The 21,302-nt window shown below is 67.3% G+C and carries 15 protein-coding genes; 13 read left to right on the forward strand and 2 right to left on the reverse strand.

Annotation, left to right across the window (positions count from 1 at the left end; translation table 11 throughout):
* Nucleotides 1–309 precede the first annotated feature (309 nt).
* From C3Y15_RS05025 to C3Y15_RS05060, 8 genes are all read left to right on the forward strand, one after another.
* Nucleotides 310–2,232: a PrkA family serine protein kinase gene (locus C3Y15_RS05025; RefSeq protein WP_011884759.1), complete on the forward strand. Its 1,923-nt coding sequence runs from the start codon at nucleotides 310–312 to the stop codon at nucleotides 2,230–2,232.
* A 125-nt stretch (nucleotides 2,233–2,357) separates the two neighbouring features.
* Nucleotides 2,358–3,626 (forward strand): YeaH/YhbH family protein, encoded by a 1,269-nt coding sequence (locus C3Y15_RS05030; protein WP_011884761.1) that lies wholly within the window; start codon nucleotides 2,358–2,360, stop codon nucleotides 3,624–3,626.
* The gene (locus tag C3Y15_RS05035) at nucleotides 3,623–5,302 is read left to right on the forward strand and encodes a SpoVR family protein (RefSeq protein ID WP_014722998.1); all 1,680 of its coding nucleotides are present in this window, start codon (nucleotides 3,623–3,625) and stop codon (nucleotides 5,300–5,302) included. The genes C3Y15_RS05030 and C3Y15_RS05035 overlap by 4 nt, the downstream gene beginning before the upstream one ends.
* A gap of 247 nt (nucleotides 5,303–5,549) precedes the next feature.
* Entirely contained in the window at nucleotides 5,550–6,854 is a 1,305-nt protein-coding gene (locus C3Y15_RS05040) for an MFS family transporter (protein WP_011884766.1), read from the forward strand.
* Between the two features lie 354 nt (nucleotides 6,855–7,208).
* Nucleotides 7,209–9,140, forward strand: a complete 1,932-nt coding sequence (locus C3Y15_RS05045) for a rhomboid family intramembrane serine protease (protein ID WP_124259880.1) — start codon at nucleotides 7,209–7,211, stop codon at nucleotides 9,138–9,140.
* A 174-nt stretch (nucleotides 9,141–9,314) separates the two neighbouring features.
* Complete coding sequence (locus C3Y15_RS05050; RefSeq protein ID WP_034193107.1) at nucleotides 9,315–10,130, forward strand: ABC transporter substrate-binding protein; 816 nt, start codon at nucleotides 9,315–9,317, stop codon at nucleotides 10,128–10,130.
* 122 nt (nucleotides 10,131–10,252) lie between these two features.
* Nucleotides 10,253–10,975 (forward strand): amino acid ABC transporter permease, encoded by a 723-nt coding sequence (locus C3Y15_RS05055; RefSeq protein ID WP_014723001.1) that lies wholly within the window; start codon nucleotides 10,253–10,255, stop codon nucleotides 10,973–10,975.
* A 2-nt stretch (nucleotides 10,976–10,977) separates the two neighbouring features.
* A complete protein-coding gene (locus C3Y15_RS05060) occupies nucleotides 10,978–11,703 on the forward strand; it encodes an amino acid ABC transporter permease (RefSeq protein ID WP_011884774.1) in 726 nt (241 codons plus the stop codon).
* 218 nt (nucleotides 11,704–11,921) lie between these two features.
* Here C3Y15_RS05060 and C3Y15_RS05065 read toward each other — a convergent pair whose 3' ends face one another.
* Nucleotides 11,922–13,190 carry a M23 family metallopeptidase gene (locus tag C3Y15_RS05065; RefSeq protein WP_059562722.1) on the reverse strand — a complete coding sequence of 423 codons (1,269 nt, stop codon included), beginning with the start codon at nucleotides 13,188–13,190 and terminating at the stop codon, nucleotides 11,922–11,924.
* 308 nt (nucleotides 13,191–13,498) lie between these two features.
* The gene (locus C3Y15_RS05070; RefSeq protein ID WP_060043856.1) at nucleotides 13,499–14,164 is read right to left on the reverse strand and encodes a TetR family transcriptional regulator; all 666 of its coding nucleotides are present in this window, start codon (nucleotides 14,162–14,164) and stop codon (nucleotides 13,499–13,501) included.
* Nucleotides 14,165–14,315: 151 nt separating this feature from the next.
* Between C3Y15_RS05070 and C3Y15_RS05075 the strand changes: the two genes are divergently transcribed.
* The 5 genes from C3Y15_RS05075 (at nucleotide 14,316) to C3Y15_RS05095 (ending at nucleotide 21,274) form a co-directional block, all read left to right on the forward strand.
* Nucleotides 14,316–15,503, forward strand: coding sequence for a MexX/AxyX family multidrug efflux RND transporter periplasmic adaptor subunit (locus C3Y15_RS05075; RefSeq protein ID WP_014723004.1), 1,188 nt, complete (start codon nucleotides 14,316–14,318; stop codon nucleotides 15,501–15,503).
* 14 nt (nucleotides 15,504–15,517) lie between these two features.
* Nucleotides 15,518–18,655, forward strand: coding sequence for a multidrug efflux RND transporter permease subunit (locus tag C3Y15_RS05080; protein WP_060092371.1), 3,138 nt, complete (start codon nucleotides 15,518–15,520; stop codon nucleotides 18,653–18,655).
* Nucleotides 18,655–20,112, forward strand: coding sequence for an efflux transporter outer membrane subunit (locus C3Y15_RS05085; protein ID WP_124259881.1), 1,458 nt, complete (start codon nucleotides 18,655–18,657; stop codon nucleotides 20,110–20,112). Before C3Y15_RS05080 ends, C3Y15_RS05085 begins: the two co-directional genes overlap by 1 nt.
* A gap of 159 nt (nucleotides 20,113–20,271) precedes the next feature.
* Nucleotides 20,272–20,937, forward strand: a complete 666-nt coding sequence (locus tag C3Y15_RS05090) for an RNA polymerase factor sigma-70 (RefSeq protein ID WP_011884789.1) — start codon at nucleotides 20,272–20,274, stop codon at nucleotides 20,935–20,937.
* Nucleotides 20,938–21,031: 94 nt separating this feature from the next.
* Nucleotides 21,032–21,274: an MbtH family NRPS accessory protein gene (locus C3Y15_RS05095; protein ID WP_011884790.1), complete on the forward strand. Its 243-nt coding sequence runs from the start codon at nucleotides 21,032–21,034 to the stop codon at nucleotides 21,272–21,274.
* The last annotated feature ends 28 nt before the right edge of the window (nucleotides 21,275–21,302 follow it).

A 21,302-nucleotide genomic window follows, 5' to 3' on the forward strand; every position in this document is an offset into this window, starting at 1 on the left:
TGCTCGAACGTCTATGAGGAAGGGGATGGGAGGAGAGTGTGAACGGTGCGACGACGACGGCGAAGCCATCCGACGCACGAGACGTTCCGCTGCTCGGCGAGACGCGGCGGATGCAGTTTATGCGGCTCGGGAGATCGATTGTAAAGCGACGAAATGCATTGTCCAACCGGTGTTGTCGAGAATGACGAACTTCATACGAAGATGTCGTGAAAAAAAATAAGAAAGGGTTTAGGATGAATTCGAACGCGCTTGCTTCTGCGCAGTCATAGGAAGGCAGGCAAGTCTTACGACTCACGCGAGGGAGGTAGCATGGATATTTACAGCAGCTTCGCGAACCGCTTCGAAAAAACGCGAGAGGAAGAATTCTCGCTGGAGGAGTACCTCGCGCTCTGCAAGAACGATCCGTCAGCGTACGCCACGGCAGGCGAACGCATGCTGGCTGCAATCGGGGAACCCGAGCAAATCGATACCCGCAACGACCCGCGCCTGTCGCGGATCTTCGCGAACAAGGTTATCAAGGTCTATCCCGCCTTCCGTGAGTTTTACGGAATGGAGGAAGTGATCGAGCAGGTGGTTGCGTACTTCCGCCACGCTGCGCAAGGGCTTGAAGAGAAGAAGCAGATCCTCTACCTGCTCGGGCCGGTCGGCGGCGGCAAGTCGTCGATCGCCGAGCGTCTCAAGCAGCTGATGGAACGCGTGCCGTTCTATTCGCTGAAGGGCTCGCCCGTCAACGAATCGCCGCTCGGGCTGTTCGACTACGACGAAGACGGCCCGATCCTCGAAGAGCAATACGGCATTCCGCGCCGCTATCTGAAGAGCATCCTCAGCCCGTGGGCCGTGAAGCGCCTGCACGAATACAACGGCGACATCCGCCAGTTCCGCGTGGTGCGTCGCTACCCGTCGATCCTGCGGCAGATCGGCATCGCGAAGACGGAGCCCGGTGACGAGAACAATCAGGACATCTCGTCGCTCGTCGGCAAGGTCGACATCCGCAAGCTCGAGCAGTACGCGCAGGACGACGCCGATGCGTACAGCTACTCGGGCGGCCTGTGCCTGGCGAACCAGGGGCTGCTCGAATTCGTCGAAATGTTCAAGGCGCCGATCAAGGTGCTGCACCCGCTGCTCACCGCGACGCAGGAAGGCAACTTCAAGGGCACGGAAGGCTTCGGCGCGATCCCGTTCGACGGCGTGATTCTCGCGCACTCGAACGAGTCGGAGTGGAAGGCGTTCCGCAACAACCGCAACAACGAGGCGCTGCTCGACCGGATCTTCGTCGTGAAGGTGCCGTATTGCCTGCGCGTGTCGGAAGAGATCAAGATCTACGAGAAGCTGATCCGCAATTCGTCGCTCGCCGAAGCGGTGTGCGCGCCCGGCACGCTGAAGATGATGTCGCAGTTCGCGGTGCTGTCGCGGCTGCACGAGCCGGAGAATTCGAGCCTCTTTTCGAAGATGCAGGTGTACGACGGCGAGAACCTGAAGGACACCGATCCCAAGGCGAAGTCGTACCAGGAGTATCGCGACTACGCGGGCGTGGACGAAGGGATGACGGGCGTATCGACGCGCTTCGCGTTCAAGATCCTGTCGCGCGTGTTCAACTTCGACACGAGCGAAGTCGCCGCGAACCCGGTGCATCTGATGTACGTGCTCGAACAGCAGATCGAACGCGAGCAGTTCCCGCCGGAAACGGAGCAGAAGTATCTGTCGTTCGTGAAGGACGTGCTGGCGTCGCGTTATGCGGAGTTCATCGGCAAGGAAATCCAGACGGCGTACCTCGAATCGTATTCGGAATACGGGCAGAACATCTTCGACCGCTACGTCACGTATGCGGATTTCTGGATCCAGGATCAGGAGTTCCGCGATCACGACACGGGCGAGAGCTTCGACCGCGCCGCGCTGAACGCCGAATTGGAGAAGATCGAGAAGCCGGCCGGCATCAGCAACCCGAAGGATTTCCGCAACGAGATCGTGAACTTCGTGTTGCGCGCGCGGGCCGCGAACGCCGGCAAGAACCCGGTGTGGACGAGCTACGAGAAGTTGCGGGTCGTGATCGAGAAGAAGATGTTCTCGAATACCGAGGAACTGTTGCCGGTCATTTCGTTCAACGCGAAGGGCTCGGCGGAGGAGCAACGCAAGCATGAGGACTTTGTGAACCGGATGGTCGCGAAGGGCTATACGCCGAAGCAGGTGAGGCTGCTTTGCGACTGGTACCTGCGCGTGCGCAAGTCGTCATGACGCGCGCGGTACCGTGCCCGTGCGGAGGGTCCGCGCGGGCACCTTCAGAGGCGCCGCCCGCATGACGGCAGACGGCATGTGCGGCGAGCGTCCCGGCATATCGACTTTCGAGCGGGAGACCGGGAGTGCTTCATCAAATCATCGACCGCAGGCTGGCCGGCAAGAACAAGAGCATCGCCAACCGCGAACGCTTTCTGCGTCGCGTCAAGAACTACATTCGTCGTGCCGTGTCGGACGCGGTGCGCGATCGTAGCATCAAGGATATCCAGAGCACGCAAAGCATCACGATTCCGCGCAAGGACATCGCGGAGCCGACCTTCCGGCACGGGCCGGGCGGCCGTCGTGAATACGTGCACCCCGGCAACGAGGACTACGTGCGCGGCGACAAGATTCCGCGCCCGCAGGGCGGCTCGGGCGGCGGCGGCAGTCAGGCGAGCAACGACGGCGAAGGGCAGGACGACTTCGTGTTCGAGTTGTCGCGCGACGAGTTCATGCAGTACTTCTTCGACGATCTCGAACTGCCGCGCCTCGTGAAGACGCACCTGCTCACGGTGCCGAGCTGGAAGAACGTGCGCGCGGGCTGGGCGGCGGAAGGCACGCCGAACAACATCGACGTCGTGCGCTCGCTCAGAAGCGCGCTCGGCCGGCGCATCGCGCTCGGTTCGCCGCTCGTGAACGAGCTGCGCGAGCTCGAAGCGCAACTCGAGGCGCTGAAGAACGATCCGGAAGACCGTCGTGCGGAAATCGCGACGCTCGAAGCCGAGATCCATCATCTGAAAGGGCGCATCTGGCGGATTCCGTTCATCGATCCGTTCGATCTGCGCTACGTCAATCGCGTGAAGCAGCCGCAGCCGTCGAGCCAGGCCGTGATGTTCTGCCTGATGGACGTGTCGGGCTCGATGGACGAACAGCGCAAGGATCTCGCGAAGCGCTTCTTCATCCTGTTGTACCTGTTCCTGAAGCGCAACTACGAACGCATCGAGGTCGTGTTCATTCGCCACCACACGCGCGCCGAGGAAGTCGACGAGGACACCTTCTTCCATTCGACGGAAAGCGGCGGCACCGTGGTGTCGAGCGCGCTCGAGCTGATGCGCAAGGTGATGGACGAGCGCTACTCGCCGACCGAGTGGAACATCTACGGCGCGCAGGCGTCGGACGGCGACAACTGGACCGACGATTCGCCGAAGTGTCGCAAAATCCTCGAAGAGGATATCCTCACCAAGACGCGTTATTTCGCCTACATCCAGGTCGCGCCGGAAGAGCAGAATCTGTGGCTGGAGTATGCGCAACTGGCGCTGTCGCAACCGCATCTCGCGATGAAGAAAGTCGAATCGGCTGCCGACATCTACCCGGTATTTCGCGAGTTGTTCGAAAAGCAGGTGGAAATGTCATGACAACGCGCCATCTGCACAACGAATCGCGCGGCTATGCGCCGCGCCCTTCCGGCGACGACACGGCCGGCCCCGCCGCATCGCAGCAAAGCGGCCAGGCCGAGCCCGCCGCGCCGGCCGCCGACTTGCCCGCTGCCGGGCAGAAGGAAGCGCGTATGAACGTTGCCGAACGCAAGCCGCTGCCGTGCCCGTCCGACTGGACGTTCGAGCTGCTCGAGGAATACGACACGCACATCGCGCAGGTCGCCGAGCAGTACGAGCTCGACATCTATCCGATCCAGCTCGAACTGATCAGCGCCGAGCAGATGATGGACGCGTATGCGTCGGTCGGGATGCCCGTCAACTACCGACACTGGTCGTTCGGCAAGCACTTCCTCGCCACCGAGAAGAGCTATCGGCGCGGCCAGATGGGCCTCGCCTACGAGATCGTCATCAACTCGAACCCTTGCATCGCGTATCTGATGGAAGAGAACACGATGACGATGCAGGCGCTGGTGATCGCGCATGCGGCCTATGGCCACAACTCGTTCTTCAAGGGCAACTACCTGTTCCGGCTGTGGACCGACGCGCACGCGATCATCGACTATCTCGTGTACGCGAAGAACTACGTCGCCGAATGCGAGGAGCGCTATGGCCTCGATCGCGTCGAGGAGCTGCTCGATTCGTGTCACGCGCTGATGAACTACGGCGTCGACCGCTACAAGCGGCCGCAGAAGCCGTCGCTGTCGAAGGAAGCGGCGCTGCGGCGCGAGCGCGAGGCGTATCTGCAGTCGCAGGTCAACGAGCTGTGGCGCACGCTGCCGGGCAAGAAGCCCGAACTGGCCGAGGAGCAGGAAGGCCGCTATCCGCCGGAGCCGCAGGAGAACCTGCTGTATTTCGCGGAAAAGAACGCGCCGCTGCTCGAGCCGTGGGAGCGTGAGGTGATCCGCATCGTGCGCAAGATCGGCCAGTACTTCTACCCGCAGCGGCAGACGCAGGTGATGAACGAAGGCTGGGCCACGTTCTGGCATTACACGCTGCTGAACACGCTGTACAACCAGGGCAAGCTCGAAGACGGCTTCATGATGGAGTTCCTGCATTCGCACAGCAACGTCGTCTATCAGCCGCCGGTCACGAAGCCGTACTACAGCGGGATCAACCCGTATGCGCTCGGCTTCTCGATGATGAGCGACATCCGCCGCATCTGCGAAGCGCCGACGGAAGAAGACTACAAGTGGTTTCCGGAAATCGCAGGCACGCCGTGGTTGCCGGCGATGCACTACGCGATGCGCAATTTCAAGGACGAGAGCTTCATCGCGCAGTATCTGTCGCCGAACCTGATCCGCGAGATGCGACTGTTCTCGGTGCTCGACGACGACATGCGCGATTCGCTCGAAGTGTCGGCGATCCACGACGAATCCGGCTACCAGTACGTGCGCCAGGCGCTGTCGCGGCAGTACGACATCCATCACCGCGAACCGAACATCCAGGTGTGGGCCGTCAACACGCGCGGCGACCGCAGCCTCACGCTGCGCCACTTCATGACCGACAACCGGCATCTGTCGAACGACAGCGACGAGGTGCTCAAGCACATGGCGCGCCTCTGGCAGTTCGACGTGTACCTGGAAAGCGTCGACGAGGCAGGCACCGTGCGCAAGCGCTACGAATGCCGATACGTGCCGCCTGAGGTGCGTGTTTGACGCGTATCTGACCGGTCGAGCGAATGGTTTGCATCCGACGCCAGCCTTGCGGCTGGCGTTTTCATATGACGAACGCTCGGCAGGAGAAGATTTTTCTACATCGGGATGAACCCGGAGAGACTGCTACTTTACATTTGGCTAAACTCCCGTAGCGCCGTGCGCCGGAACCGGTGCCACGTGCGCCCCCCCACGCGGCGGTTGCGGCCGCCTCGCCCCAGCAAAGCACTAAAAGGAAACAGACCAACCCATGGACGTCCAGAGCGACCAAGCTGCGCTGTCCGCGCAAGACACCCGGCGGCGCGTGTTCGCCATCGTCGGCGCCTCGTCGGGCAACCTCGTCGAGTGGTTCGACTTCTACATCTACTCGTTCTGCGCGCTGTATTTCGCGCCGGCGTTCTTCCCCAGCGGCAACACGACCACGCAGCTGCTGAACACGGCAGGCGTGTTCGCGGCCGGCTTCCTGATGCGTCCGATCGGCGGCTGGCTGTTCGGCCGCATCGCCGACCGTCACGGCCGCCGCGCGGCGATGATGATCTCGGTGCTGATGATGTGCGGCGGCTCGCTGGTGATCGCGGTGCTGCCGACCTACGCGCAGATCGGCGCGCTCGCGCCCGCGCTGCTGCTGGTCGCGCGGCTGTTTCAGGGGTTGTCGGTCGGCGGCGAGTACGGCACGAGCGCGACCTACATGAGCGAGGTCGCGCTGCAAGGGCGGCGCGGTTTCTTCGCGTCGTTCCAGTACGTGACGCTGATCGGCGGCCAGCTGTGCGCGCTGCTGGTGCTCGTGATCCTGCAGCAGGCGCTGTCGGGCGACGAGCTGAAGGCGTGGGGCTGGCGCATTCCGTTCGTGTGCGGCGCGGCGGCGGCGCTGATCTCGCTGTATCTGCGCAAGTCGCTCGACGAGACGTCGACCAGCGCGTCGCGCGACAAGAAGGACGCGGGCACGATTCGCGGCGTGTGGCAGCACAAGGGCGCGTTCTTCACGGTGGTCGGCTTCACGGCCGGCGGCTCGCTGATCTTCTACACGTTCACCACGTACATGCAGAAGTATCTGGTGAACACGGCCGGCATGCACGCGAAGACGGCCAGCAACGTGATGACCGTCGCGCTGCTCGTCTACATGCTGATGCAGCCGGTGTTCGGCGCGCTGTCCGACCGGATCGGCCGGCGCACGTCGATGATCCTGTTCGGCACGCTGTCGGTGCTCGGCACGGTGCCGCTGATGCACGCGCTCAAGACGGTGTCGAGCCCGACGGCCGCGTTCGTGCTGATCACGGTCGCGCTCGCGATCGTCAGCTTCTACACGTCGATCAGCGGCCTGATCAAGGCCGAGATGTTCCCGCCGGAAGTGCGCGCGATGGGCGTCGGCCTGTCGTATGCGGTCGCGAACGCGATCTTCGGCGGCTCGGCCGAATACGTCGCGCTGTGGTTCAAGTCGATCGGCAGCGAGGAGACCTTCTACTGGTACGTGACCGCGCTGTGCGCGATCTCGCTGATCGTGTCGTGGCGCATGCGCGACCCGAGCAAGGAGGGCTATCTGCGTCACGAGCCGTGATCGGTGCAACGGCGCGGCCGCCGGTGCGGCCGGCATGACGCCACGGAACGGCGCGCCGCGATGTACGTGGCGCGCCGTTTTTTGTTCATGGCCGGTTCGCGTCGCTGGTCGCCGCGCGTAAGCGCATCGCGCATCGCGCGATATCGTTATCGAAATCGCTTCGTTGTCCGCGGTCGGCGCCAGCGCTTATGCTGGGCGCGTAGTTCGTGTGACACCTCCTTGACTGGGATTCGCGCCCGCTGCCTGCAGCGGGCGTCTTTTTGTTCCCGCTCCGTCACGCGGCCAGCAGTGTCAGGGACACCAAATATAATGGCGCGCGCGCGGCTCACGCGCGACAACCCATACCAAGATCCCATGAGAGAACAACCAACATCCAGGCCGTGGCTGACGATCGTGCTGGCCGTCGTCAATATCGCGATATTCGTGCTGATGTGGCGCGCCGCATCGTACGGCGACCTGTCGAACCCGCTGCTGCTCGACTGGGGCGCGAACTTCGCGCCGTACACGCTCACCGGGCAGCCGTGGCGGCTGCTGACCAGCGCATTCCTGCACGGCAGCTGGATGCACGTCGCACTCAACATGTACATGCTGATCGTGCTCGGCACGGTGCTCGAACGCGTGGGCGGGACGCTGCGGTTCGGCGTCGCGTATCTGTTGTCCGCGCTCGGCGGCTCGCTGCTCAGCGCGCTGTGGCACGGCTATCACGAAGTCGGCGGCAGCAGTTTCGCCTTCGGCGTCGTGCTGCAGACGAGCGGCATCCAGCCGGTGGTGAGCGTCGGCGCGTCGGGCGCGCTGATGGGGCTGGCGGGCGCCGCCGCGGCGCTGGTGCTGCGACGCCGGCGCGAGGCCGGAGCCGACGCGCAGGTGCCGATCAATCTCGCCGCGGTCGCGCAGGTCATCGTGCTCAACCTCGGGTCGGGCTTCGTGATTTCCGGCATCGACCAGGCCGCGCATCTCGGCGGCGTGATCGTCGGCTTCGTCGCCGGCTGGCTGATGTATGGCGGCACGCGTGCGTCGCGCGTCGCCGTGCCGCTCGTGATCGCGGTGCTCGGCAGCGCCGCGATGGTGTCGGCGGCGCAGCGCGCGGGCAGCGACGAGTTGCAGAGCTGGCGCGTCGCGACCGATCGCGCGCTCGCGCACGACGCCGCGAAGCGGCAGGCGCAACAGCAGGCGGCCGCGATCGCCGCGCAGATCCGCGACGACGAGCAGCATCGGCCCGCGCCCGTGTCGGCCGAGCGCGCCGCAGGCACCGTCGTGCCGGTCGGCAAGTGGCCGTATGCGATGGTGCTGGGCGCGTCGGGCAAGCGGCTGTACGTGACCGACATCGACCGCAACACGCTCGTCGTGGTCGATGCGCAGCGCCAGGCGGTCGTGCGGACGATCGCGGGTGAACCGTTCGCGACCGGGCTCGACGGCTGCCCCGGCAACATGTGCCGCGGCCGCGGCGCGAGCGGCCTCTATGTGAGCCCCGACGAACGCTATGCGTATGTCGCGTCGATGCGCGAGAACGGGCTCGTGCGCATCGACCTGAACAGCGGCGCGATCGTCGACGGCGTGACGCTCGGCCGGTTCCCGCGCGCGATCGTGGCGTCCGCATCGAACGACAGGCTGTACGTGCTGAACAGCGTCGACGACACGATTTCCGTCGTCAGCCTCGCGCACTGGCCGCAGGTCGTCGCGACGCTGCGGCTCGGCGATCACGATACGTCGGGCGTCGAGTTCGGCCGCGCGCTGTCGATGTGGCTGTCGCCCGACGGCAAGCGGCTGTATGCGTATGCGTTCGAGAAGAGTGCCATCGTCGCGTTCGACACGGCGACGAATGCGCCGGTGCAGACCTATTCGGTCGATCCGGATTTCATCGAAGCGAAGCCGGGCGCGAACGGTGCCGGCGTGTGGTTCTACAACGCGTCGTCGGTGCAATGGCGGGACGCGTCGACGCTTGCCGTACGCAGCGCTTATCCGGTGTGCGACACGTCGATGCACAGCTTCGACGGCAGCGGCGACGGCTCGCTGATCGCCGTCGCCGGCTTCGACGGCAAGCCGCTGCGCGTGATCAAGACGGCGACGCGTCGCACGGTGGGCGAGTTTCCGGTGGCGGGCGGCGCCGGGCAGGTGATCTTCGCGCCTGACCGCCGCACGCTGTTCGCGCTCGGGGCAGCGGGTACGCTGTCGTTCCTCTCCATGGACCGCTCGCTCGATTATCTGCAGGACGGCGGCGACGGCGAGTTCCTGTGCGCGGCGTCGGCCGACGGCAGCGGGGATGGCGGGGATGCCGGCGACGAATGACCGCGCTCGCGCGTCATCACGAAACCCGCAGAGCAAAGCATCATTTGTTGGTTCGAATCCGCCGCATGCGCTGATACGTTAGCGGCTTCGCGACGATACACCGCGTTGCGATGTTCCTCGAACCGGGCCGCCGCGCGATCCGCGGCGGCCCTCATAACAATGCAGGCTGCGCTCATGAAATTCCACACTCTCGCTACCTGGCTCGTCGGAGCCGCGCTCGTCACGGCGGGCACGCTCGCGCATGCAGACCGCCTCGACGACATCAAAAAAGCCGGCGTGCTGCGCGTCGCGACGTTCGACAGCAACCCGCCGTTCGGCTTCGTCGATGCGAAAAGCCACCACATCGTCGGCCTCGACGTCGACTACGCGAAGGCGCTCGCCGACAAGCTCGGCGTGAAGCTGCAACTGCAGCCGACCAATCCGGCCAACCGCATTCCGTTCCTGACCTCGGGCAAGGTCGACCTGGTGCTCGCGAACTTCACGATCACCGACGAGCGCGCGAAGCAGGTCGACTTCAGCATTCCGTACTTCTCGTCGGGCCAGCAGTTTCTCGCGAAGAAGGGCGTGCTGAAATCGGCCGACCAGCTGAACGGCTTGCGCGTCGGCGCGGACAAGGGCACGACCAACGAAATCACGCTGCGCGACAAGTTCCCCGGCGCGACGATCGTCGCGTACGACGACACGCCGTTCGCATTCGCGGCGCTGCGCGCGGGCAACGTGCAGGCGATCACGCAGGACGGCCCGAAGCTGATCGGCCTGCTCGCGAACGTGCCCGACAAGCAGAACTACGAGATCCCCGCGTTCACGATCTCGAACGACTACATGGGCGTCGGTGTGCCGAAGGGCGAAGCGCGCCTGCTCGGTTTCGTGAACGACACGCTGAAGGGGCTCGAGGCGAACGGTCGCGCCGCGCAGATCTACGACGCGTGGTTTGGCCCGACGACCAGGACGCCGCTCACGCGCATCTTCCGCATCGGCGATCGCACCTGAGTCGTTCGCGCCGCGCGTCGAGATCGCCCGCCGCACGTTGCCCGGCGCCCGTCGCGGTGCGACGGATCGCGGCGTTTCCCGTGTCACTTACCCGATCGCGCCCGCCGCGATCGCACCATCTCATGTTCGGGTTGGCTCCCAAATATCTGTCCTGGCTGTGGCAGGGCTTTCTGGTCACGCTCGGCCTGGCGGCTGCGTCGGCGCTCGCGGCGAGCGTCGGCGGCTTGCTGCTCGCCGTGATGCGTCACGCGCGCGGGGCGGCGCCGCGCATGCTCGCGGCCGGCTATGTCGTGGCGTTGCGCAATACGCCGCTGCTCGTGCAGCTGCTGTTCTGGTATTTCGGCGTCGCGTCGCTGCTGCCCGATACGTGGATCGCGTGGCTGAATGCGCGCCACCGGCTCGACATCGGCCCGCTCACGCTCGCGTGGCCGTCGTTCGAATTCGTCGCGGGCTGGGTCGGGCTGAGCGCCTACACGGCCGCGTTCGTCGCCGAGGAATGCGAAGCCGGCCTGCGCGGCGTGCGGCGTGCGCAGCACGATGCCGCTGCGGCGCTCGGCCTCACGCCGATGCAGTCGCTGCGCTACGTGGTGCTGCCGCAAGCCGTGCGTATTGCGCTGCCGCCGCTGTTCGGCCAGTACATGAATCTCGTCAAGAATTCGTCGCTCGCGATGGCGATCGGGGTCGCCGAGCTGTCCTATGCGTCGCGGCAGGTCGAGACGGAGACGTTCAAAACCTTCGCCGCATTCGGCATCGCGACCGTGCTGTATGTCGCCGCGGTGGCCGCGATCGAGGCCGCCGCGTACGCGGCCACGCAATGGCGCGACCGGCTCGGCGCAGGGCGGTGACGATGGACCTTTCGCTGTTGCTCGACAACCTGCCGTATCTGCTCGTCGGCGCCTTCCCGGACGGCCCGCTCGGCGGCGCCGCGTTGTCGCTCGTGCTGGCGATGGCATCGGCCGTCGCGTCCGCGCTGCTCGGCGTCGCGCTCGGTGTGGGGATGGCGCTCGCGCGCGGGCCGCTGCGCGTCCTGCTGCTCGCGTTCATCGGTTTTTTCCGCGCGATTCCGGTGCTGATGCTGATCTTCTGGACGTACTTCCTGATGCCGATGCTGCTGCACATGGACGTGCCGGGGCTCGCGACCGTCGTCTGCGCGCTCGCGCTGATCGGCGGCGCCTATCTCGCGCACGCGGTGCACGCGGGCATCGTCGCGGCGGGCGAGGGGCAGCGTCAAGCGGGCTTGTCGCTCGGGCTCACGCGCTGGCAGACGGTGCGCCACGTGCTGCTGCCACAGGCGATCCGGATCATGACGCCGTCGTTCGTGAACCAGTGGGTTGCGCTCGTGAAGGACACGTCGCTCGCGTACATCGTCGGCGTGCCGGAACTGTCGTTCGTCGCGACGCAGGTGAACAACCGGTTGATGGTGTATCCGGCGCCGATCTTCCTGTTCGTCGCGGTGCTGTACCTCGTGCTGTGCACGTCGCTCGACGGCGCAGCGCGCTGGCTGCTGTCGCGCCGCGAGCGTGCGCAGCAGATCGCACGCACGACGCCCGACCGGACCGAACCCGCGCGATGACGGGTGTGCCGCGTGCGGTGCGTGATGCGCGCTTGCTTGCGGTATGAGGTTCGATGACGCCACGCGGCGGCGCGCGTCGGTGCTGCGCAGCGCGGGCACCGGCTACGTTCCGCCGTAGCGGATCAACCAAACGCCGGGAGTGGCGCGGCGTCGGCCGATATCGCGATCCTGCGGTTACCCACGCACGTCACCGCCCCGGCCACACACGCGAATGAACGTTACGACGCGCCGTAATGCGTATCGAACACCGAACGCAGCGTCGACGGCCCGACCGCGAAGTCGCCCCACAGCGGGCCGTCGCCTTGCGCGAACGCAAACGGCGTCGTGCCGATCGACGCGAGGCGGAACCGCCACTGCGCGGCTTCCTGACGGAACGCGGTGCGTTGCATGTCGGACAGCTCGGTTTGCGCGCTGGCGAGCGTGACGAGCGGATCGACCGGGTCGTTCGCGATGCGCACCTCGAAGTGCAGGTGCGGGCCGGTCGCCGCGCCGGTCATCCCGACCGAGCCGATGCGCTGACCCTGCTTCACCGTCTCGCCGACCTTCAGCCCGCGCGCGTACGCAGACAAATGCGCGTAGTAGGTCGAATAGCCGTCGGCGTGATCGACGATCACGTAATGGCCGTAGCCGCCCGGATCGGTGCCCACGAACGACACGACGCCATCGGCCGCCGCATCGACCGGCGTGCCGGTCGGCGCCGCGAGATCGACGCCGGTGTGGAACGCCATCGCCTGCGACAGCGGATGCACGCGTTCGCCGAAGAACGAACTGATGCGCGTCCACTTGACCGGCATCGTGAACGCGGCGGCTTCGAGCGGCGCGCCGTCGAGCGTGTAGTACGCGCCATGCTCGGCGCCCGGCGCGTGGAACCAGATCGCGCCGAACTTGCGGCCCGCGACGCGCAGCTCGACCGCGGTGAGGTGCGGCGTGCCGTTGTTGGTGTCGTACGCGATCCGGTAGTAGTCGCCGCGCTGCGCACTCGCACGCATCGCCACCTTGCCGGTGACGAGATCGCCGAGCTGGATGCGCACCTCGGGCGGCACGTCGAGCCGATCGAGCGTGTCGGACAGCGTGAGCTCGATGTCGCCCGCGCGCATCCCGTGGGTCCGGTCGGGCTCGGCGTACTGGAACAGGTTCGGATAGCCGAGCATGTCGTTGCGGTGCGCGCTGAGCGACGCGAACAGGCCGGGCTGCGCGCTGCGCTCGGCGAACGCGTGGCGCTCGCCGATCGTGTGTGCCAGCTCGCTCGTCACGAAATGCTGGGCGGTGGGAAACGGCGTGTCGGACAGCACGCGCTGCGGCAGCACGGCCGTGCCCGAATCGACGGCGCCGGGCAGTTGCGAAACCGCCGGCAATGCGGCGGCGAGACCGAACGCGGCGAGGGCGCCGAGCACGGCGGCCGGCACCAGCGCGCGCACGAGGCGCTGCGCACGGCCGGGCGCGAAGGCATCAGGGGTTGCAGCAGGCTTGACCAAAGGTGTCCACATCCAGGAAAGCGGTTCAAAGAGGTGTGGGCAGGAGCCGTCGCGCGAAAGGCGCCGCGCAGGCGCGGGGCGGGCGACGGGCGTGCAACAAAACAGGCCCCGCGTGGGGCCCGTGTCGTTGCCGTTCGACCCAACTTGCGGGCGCGCCCGCTTCGAACGGCGGCGTGAACTGCCGGGTCGAACCCGATTATCACGAAGACGCTAAGCAATGATGACCGCGTCAGTCTACCGATGTTCCGCGAAACGTTGAAAATTTTAAAGAGGGTCGGCCCATTCGTTTCGCAGTGCGGAAATTGGGGTTAATTCAGCATTTATTGCGCGGCTTTCCGCGCGGCAGGCAATTTTTGCGTGCGCACGCGCAGCGCCCCGGATGACTCGACGCCGTCGAAACCGGCGTCGAGCATGGCTTCGGCGTCGTTCCAGCGGGTGCCGCGCAGGCGGTCGGTCCAGATCATCGACGCGAACACGCCTTCGAGCAACGACACCAGATAGACGGCCGCCAGATGCACGTCGAGATCGGCGGCCAGCTCGCCGCCCGCGATCGCGCGGCGCAGCAGCGCTTTCGTGATCCGCAGGATCTGCAGCTCGAGCAGCGTGCGCCGGCGCAGCAGCGCGCCGTTTTCTTCGCTCTGTTCGCACTTCGTATAGAGAATCACCAGCACGCGCTGCATCGAGCCCGGCTCGCCGCATTGCCGCAGATAGTGCGACGCGGCGCGCCGCAGCGTCGCGAACGCGGGCAGGCCGTCCGCGGCCTCGAAGCCTTCCGACGTGCGCGCGAACGCGCGGTCGCACAGCGCCAGACAGACTTCCATCTTGTTGCGGTAATGCCCGTATACGGCGCCGCGCGACATCCCGGCCGCTTCGGCGAGGTCGGCCATCGCGGTCTGCGCGACGCCCTGTTCGAGCAGCACGAGCTCGGCGGCGTCGAGAATCCGGTGCTTGATGGCGAGCGATTCTTCCCGGGTCTTGCGGGCCATGGCGTGAATTTCCTTACAGTTCGCTGTCGTTTTATTGAGACAGTAGGCCAATCGTTCGACAACGTGCATATTTAATCAGTCGTGACTGATTATAATCGGCCACCCTGAGCTGCCGCATTTTCTATCGGCGGCGAACGATCCGAGGTCACAGATGAACAACACGGGTTTCGGCACGCGGCGCGGCGCGCTCGCGATGCTCGCGCTTGCGGCCATGCTGGTCGCGGGCGGATGTGGCAAGGGCGGGCCGGATACCGCGCCGCCGGCCGTGCGAAGCGCGACCGTCGTGACGGTGCGCCCGACCGCGGTGCCGATGACGGTCGAATTGCCCGGGCGGCTCGACGCGTATCGGCAGGCGGAAGTGCGCGCGCGGGTCGCGGGGATCGTGACCGCGCGCACGTACGACGAAGGGCAGGAAGTGAAGCAGGGCGCGGTGCTGTTCCGCATCGATTCCGCGCCGCTGATGGCGGCGCGCGATGCCGCGCAGGGCGCGCTCGCGAAGGCGCAGGCCGCCGCGCTCGCCGCCACCGACAAACGCCGCCGCTACGACGACCTGGTGCGCGACCGCGCGGTCAGCGAGCGCGACCTCACCGAGGCCGTCGCCGCCGATACGCAGGCGAGGGCCGAGGTCGTGTCCGCGAAGGCCGAGCTCGCCCGCGCACAGCTTCAGCTCGACTACGCGACGGTCACTGCGCCGATCGCCGGCCGCGCGCGGCGCGCGCTCGTGACCGAAGGCGCGCTCGTCGGCCAGGATCAGGCGACGCCGCTCACGACCGTCGAGCAGCTCGACCCGATCTACGTGAATTTCTCGCAGCCGGCGGCCGACGTCGAGGCGCTGCGCCGCGCGGTGAAGAGCGGGCGGGCGACCGGCATCGCGCAGCACGACGTCACGGTCACGCTGGTGCGCGCCGACGGCAGCGCGTATCCGCTCAAGGGCAGGCTGCTGTTCAGCGATCTCGCGGTCGATCCGACCACCGACACGGTCGCGATGCGCGCGCTGTTTCCGAACCCGGAGCGCGAGCTGCTGCCGGGCGCGTACGTGCGGATCTCGCTCGACGCGGCCGTCGATCAGCGCGCGATCCTGGTGCCGCGCGATGCGTTGCTGCGCACGGCCGAGCGCACGTCGGTGCGCGTGGTCGGGCCGAACGGCAAGGTGCGCGACGTCGAAGTCGTCGCCGACCGGATGAGCGGCCGCGACTGGCGCATCACGCGCGGCCTCGCGGGCGGCGAGCGCGTGATCGTCGACGACGCCGCGCAGTTCGCGCCCGACACCGTCGTGAAGCCCGTCGAGCAGGCACCGCCGGCGAAGGCCGCAGCGGCCGGGCCCGCCCGCCAAACCTGACCGGTTCATACACCATGGCACGTTTCTTCATCGATCGCCCCGTGTTCGCATGGGTGATCGCGCTGTTCATCCTGCTCGGCGGCGGCTTCGCGATTCGTGCGCTGCCGGTCGCGCAGTATCCCGACATCGCGCCGCCCGTCGTCAGCATCTATGCGTCTTACCCGGGCGCGTCCGCGCAGGTCGTCGAGGAATCGGTGACCGCGCTGATCGAGCGCGAGATGAACGGCGCGCCGGGGCTGTTGTACACGTCGGCGAGCAGCAGCGCCGGGAGCGCATCGCTCTATCTGACCTTCAAGCAGGGCGTGAACGCCGATCTCGCGGCCGTCGAAGTGCAGAACCGGCTGAAGACGGTCGACGCGCGGCTGCCCGAACCGGTGCGGCGCGCCGGCATCCAGGTCGAGAAGGCAGCGGACAACATCCAGCTGGTCGTGTCGCTGACGTCGGACGACGGCCGCATGACCGACGTGCAGCTCGGCGAATACGCGTCGGCGAACGTCGTGCAGGCGCTGCGCCGCGTCGACGGCGTCGGCCGCGTGCAGTTCTGGGGCGCCGAATACGCGATGCGGATCTGGCCGGACCCGGACAAGCTGGCCGGACATGGCGTCACCGCGTCGGACATCGCGTCGGCCGTGCGTGCGCACAACGCGCGCGTGACGATCGGCGACATCGGCCGCAGCGCGGTGCCGGACAGCGCGCCGATCGCCGCGACGGTGTTCGCCGACGCGCCGCTGAAGACGCCGGCCGATTTCGGCGCGATCGCGCTGCGCACGCAGCCGGACGGCTCCGCGCTCTATCTGCGCGACGTCGCGCGCGTCGAGTTCGGCGGCAACGACTACAACTATCCGTCGTACGTGAACGGCAAGGTCGCGACCGGCATGGGGATCAAGCTCGCGCCCGGCTCGAACGCGGTCGCGACCGAGCGGCGCGTGCGCGCGGCGATGGACGAGCTGTCCGCGTACTTCCCGCCGGGCGTGAAGTACCAGATCCCGTACGAGACGTCGTCGTTCGTGCGCGTGTCGATGAACAAGGTCGTCACGACGCTGATCGAGGCCGGCGTGCTGGTGTTCCTCGTGATGTTCCTGTTCATGCAGAACCTGCGCGCGACGCTGATCCCGACGCTCGTCGTGCCGGTCGCGCTCGCGGGCACGTTCGGCGTGATGCAGGCGCTCGGCTTCTCGATCAACGTGCTGACGATGTTCGGCATGGTGCTCGCGATCGGCATCCTCGTCGACGATGCGATCGTCGTCGTCGAGAACGTCGAGCGGCTGATGGTCGAGGAGCGGCTCGAGCCGTACGAAGCGACCGTCAAGGCGATGCAGCAGATCAGCGGCGCGATCGTCGGCATCACGGTGGTGCTGACCTCGGTGTTCGTGCCGATGGCGTTCTTCGGCGGCGCGGTGGGCAACATCTACAGGCAGTTCGCGCTCGCGCTCGCGGTGTCGATCGCCTTCTCGGCGTTTCTCGCGCTGTCGCTGACGCCCGCGCTGTGCGCGACGCTGCTCAAGCCGGTGGACGGCGGCCATCACGACAAGCGCGGCTTCTTCGGCGCGTTCAACCGCTTCGTCGCGCGCGCGACGCAGCGCTATGCGACGCGCGTCGGCACGATGCTCGCCAGGCCGCTGCGCTGGCTCGTCGTGTACGGCGCGCTGACCGCGGCCGCGGTGCTGATGCTCACGCAACTGCCGAGCGCGTTCCTGCCCGACGAGGATCAGGGCAACTTCATGGTGATGGTGATCCGGCCGCAGGGCACGCCGCTCGCCGAGACGATGCGCAGCGTGCGCGAGGTCGACGCGTACCTGCGCCGCGAGGAGCCGGCCGCGTACACGTTCGCGCTCGGTGGCTTCAACCTGTACGGCGAAGGGCCGAACGGCGGGATGATCTTCGTGTCGCTGAAGGACTGGCGCGCGCGCAAGGCCGCGCGCGATCACGTGCAGGCGATCGTCGCGCGCATCAACGCGCGCTTCGCGGGCACGCCGAACACGACGGTGTTCGCGATGAACGCGCCGGCCTTGCCCGATCTCGGTTCGACGAGCGGCTTCGACTTCCGCCTGCAGAACCGCGGCGGGCTCGACTACGCGGCGTTCAGCGCCGCGCGCGAACAGTTGCTCGCGGCGGCCGGCCGCGACCCTGCGCTGACCGACGTGATGTTCGCCGGCATGCAGGACGCGCCGCAACTGAAGCTCGACGTCGACCGCGCGAAGGCGTCGGCGCTCGGCGTGTCGATGGACGAGATCAACACGACGCTCGCGGTGATGTTCGGCTCCGACTACATCGGCGACTTCATGCACGGCACGCAGGTGCGCCGCGTGATCGTGCAGGCCGACGGCCAGCATCGCGTCGATCCCGACGACGTGAAGAAGCTGCGCGTGCGCAACGCGCGCGGCGAGATGGTGCCGCTCGCGGCGTTCACGACGCTGCACTGGACGCTCGGGCCGCCCCAGCTCACGCGCTACAACGGCTTCCCGTCGTTCACGATCAACGGCTCGGCCGCGCCGAAACACAGCAGCGGCGAAGCGATGGCCGCGCTCGAGCGGCTTGCCGCGACGCTGCCGGCGGGAATCGGCCACGCGTGGTCGGGACAGTCGTTCGAGGAGCGGCTGTCGGGCGCGCAGGCGCCGATGCTGTTCGCGCTGTCGGTGCTGGTGGTGTTCCTCGCGCTCGCGGCGCTGTACGAGAGCTGGTCGATTCCGTTCGCGGTGATGCTGGTCGTTCCGCTCGGCGTGATCGGCGCGGTGCTCGGCGTCACGTTGCGCGCGATGCCGAACGACATCTACTTCAAGGTCGGGCTGATCGCGACGATCGGCTTGTCGGCGAAGAACGCGATCCTGATCGTCGAAGTCGCGAAGGATCTGGTCGCGCAGCGCATGCCGCTGATCGACGCCGCGCGCGAGGCCGCCCGCCTGCGGCTGCGGCCGATCGTGATGACGTCGCTCGCGTTCGGCGTCGGCGTGCTGCCGCTCGCGTTCGCGTCGGGCGCGGCGTCCGGCGCGCAGATGGCGATCGGCACCGGCGTGCTCGGCGGCGTGATCACGGCGACGGTGCTCGCGGTGTTTCTCGTGCCGCTGTTTTTCGTGATGGTCGGCCGCGTGTTCGACGTCGGCCCGCGCCGGCGCGGCGCGTCGCAGCCGACGACGATGGAGGGTTCGCATTGATGGTCGCGCTCAATCGCCGCATGGCGGGCCGCGTCCCGCTCGCGCTGGCCGCGGCGCTCGCACTCGCGGGCTGCTCGCTCGCGCCGCACTACGAACGGCCGGCCGCGCCCGTGCCGGCCAGCTACGCAGCGCCGGACGGCGGGCAGGGTGGCGAGCCCGCTGCGTCGGCATCGGCCGATGCAGCGCTGCTCGACGACTGGCGCGCCTACTTCACCGACCCCACGCTGCAGGCGTGGATCGACGCTGCGCTCGCGAACAATCGCGACCTGCGGATCGCGGCCGGCCGGCTCGACGAAGCGCGCTCGCTGTACGGCGTGCAGCGCGCGGACCAGCTGCCGTCGCTCGATGCGAACCTCGCCTACGACCGCACCCGCCAGTACGACCCGGTGGTGCGCCAGAGCGCGGTGAGCGGGCTGTATCGGGCGGGCGTCGGCATCAGCGCCTACGAGCTGGACCTGTTCGGCCGCGTGCGCAGCCTGTCGGATGCCGCACTCGCCGACTATTTCGCGACGGCGTATGCGCAGCGCACGGTGCGCATCGGCGTGATCGCCGAAGTCGCCGGCGCGTATGTCGCGCAACGATCGTTGCAGGAGCAACTGGCGCTGGCGCAGCGCACGCTCGACGCGCGCGAACGCATCGCCGCGCTCACGCGGCGCCGCTACGCGGCCGGCACGAGCGATGCGATCGAGCTGCGCTCGGCCGAGATGCTGGTGGCGTCCGCGCGTGCGTCGCAGGCCGGGCTGCAGCGCGAGCATGCGCAAGCGCTGCGCGCGCTGCAGCTGCTCGCCGGCGATTTCGCGCGCGAGGCGCCGGCCGACGGCGCGACGCTCGACGCGCTCACCATCGCGCCGGTCGCGCCCGGCGCGCCGAGCGCGTTGCTCGAGCGGCGGCCCGACGTCCGTCAGGCCGAGTCGCGTCTGCAGGCCGCGAACGCGCAGATCGGCGCGGCGCGCGCGGCATTCTTCCCGCGCATTGCGCTGACGACCGACTACGGCTCGGTCAGCGACGCGTTCTCGAGCCTGTTCGCGGCGGGCACCAGCGTCTGGTCGTTTGCGCCGCGCATCACGCTGCCGATCTTCGCGGGCGGGCGCAATCGCGCCAATCTCGACGTGGCCGACGCGCGCAAGTACATCGCCGTCGCCGAATACGAGAAGACCGTGCAGACGGCGTTCCGCGAAGTGGCCGACGCGTTCGCCGCACGCGGCTGGATCGATCGCCAGCTCGCGGCGCAGCAGGACGTCTACGCGGCCGACGGCGCCCGGCTGAAACTCGCCGAGCGTCGCTATGCGGCCGGCGTCGCGACCTACCTCGAGCTGCTCGACGCGCAGCGCAGCACCTACGAGTCGGGCCAGGCGCTGATCCGGCTCAAGGAGCTGCGCCTCACGAACGCGATCGCGCTGTATCGCGCGCTCGGCGGTGGCTGGACGCCGGCCGAAGGCGCCCACGCCGCCGCGTGATCCGCCCGCCGGCCGGCGGCACGACGCAGCACCGGCCGGCCCCCGCCGCACTTTGATCAGACAAATTCCGACAAAATCGAAGGTCTTTCCGTTAATCGGATTGAGAATGATTTGCGTTTACGTTAAATTGCCCCATCTCGAAACTGATGGAGCGGATCGATGGCAATGGCGCAAGTGCTCGAACGGCCGGCGGCGGCAACGGCGAATGCGTTCCTCGGCAGTTGTCCCGATCTTGCGCCGCGCGCGGCCGTGCGCGCGGGCCGCGGGGCGCCGCACGCGCACGGCGCGCTGCTCGACGTGCTGGTGGCGCATCGCGCGATGCTGGTGAACGTCGCGCGCGGCTTCGTCGGCTGCGCGAGCCGCGCCGAGGACGTCGTGCACGACGTGTTCGTCAAGCTCGTCGAGTTTCCGAACCAGGACGCGGTGCGCCAGCCGGTCGCGTACGTGACGCGGATGGTGCGCAATGCGTCGATCGACGCGCTGCGCCGGCAGAGTTTCGAGAGCATCCATCACACGGACGAGGACGACGGCTTCGACGTGCCGTCGCCGGAGCCGACGCCCGAGGCCGCGCTGATGACGCGCGACGCGCTGCGCCGCGTGTGCGCCGCGCTCGACGATCTGCCCGCGCGCAGCCGCGCGGCGTTCGAGATGGTGCGGCTGCGCGAGGAGACGCTGCAGACCGCGGCGCGCGCGCTGAACGTGTCGCAGACGCTCGTGCACTTCATGGTGCGCGACGCCGAGCGGCACTGCGCCGAATGTCTCGATGCGTGCCATCGCGGCGTCGAATGCCCGGTGTTTCTCGGCGGCCGCGCGCGGCGCCGGTAAAAAATCGCGCCGGCCAAACGTCTTCAATGCAGGAGCGGCTGAATCGACATTCCGCCGCTTCGCATCCCTCAACCGTCTCCCGTTTTTCTCGATCATGACGCAAGCCACGACGCCTTCCGCGGACACCGACGACCTCGTCTACACGGTCGTCATCAACGACGAAGAACAGTATTCGATCTGGCCGACGTTCCGGGCGGTGCCGGCCGGCTGGCGCGAGGTCGGCGTGCGCGGCCCGAAGGCCGACTGCCTCGCGCACATCGACGCCGTGTGGACCGACATGCGCCCGGCGAGCCTGCGCCGCGCGATGGACGGCGAGCCCGCTTCCCGCGCGTCGTGACGCGCCGCGCCGCTGGCGGCGCGCTACC

The sequence above is a fragment of the Burkholderia sp. B10 genome (genome assembly GCF_004368385.1).
Classification (GTDB): Bacteria; Pseudomonadota; Gammaproteobacteria; order Burkholderiales; family Burkholderiaceae; genus Burkholderia; species Burkholderia vietnamiensis.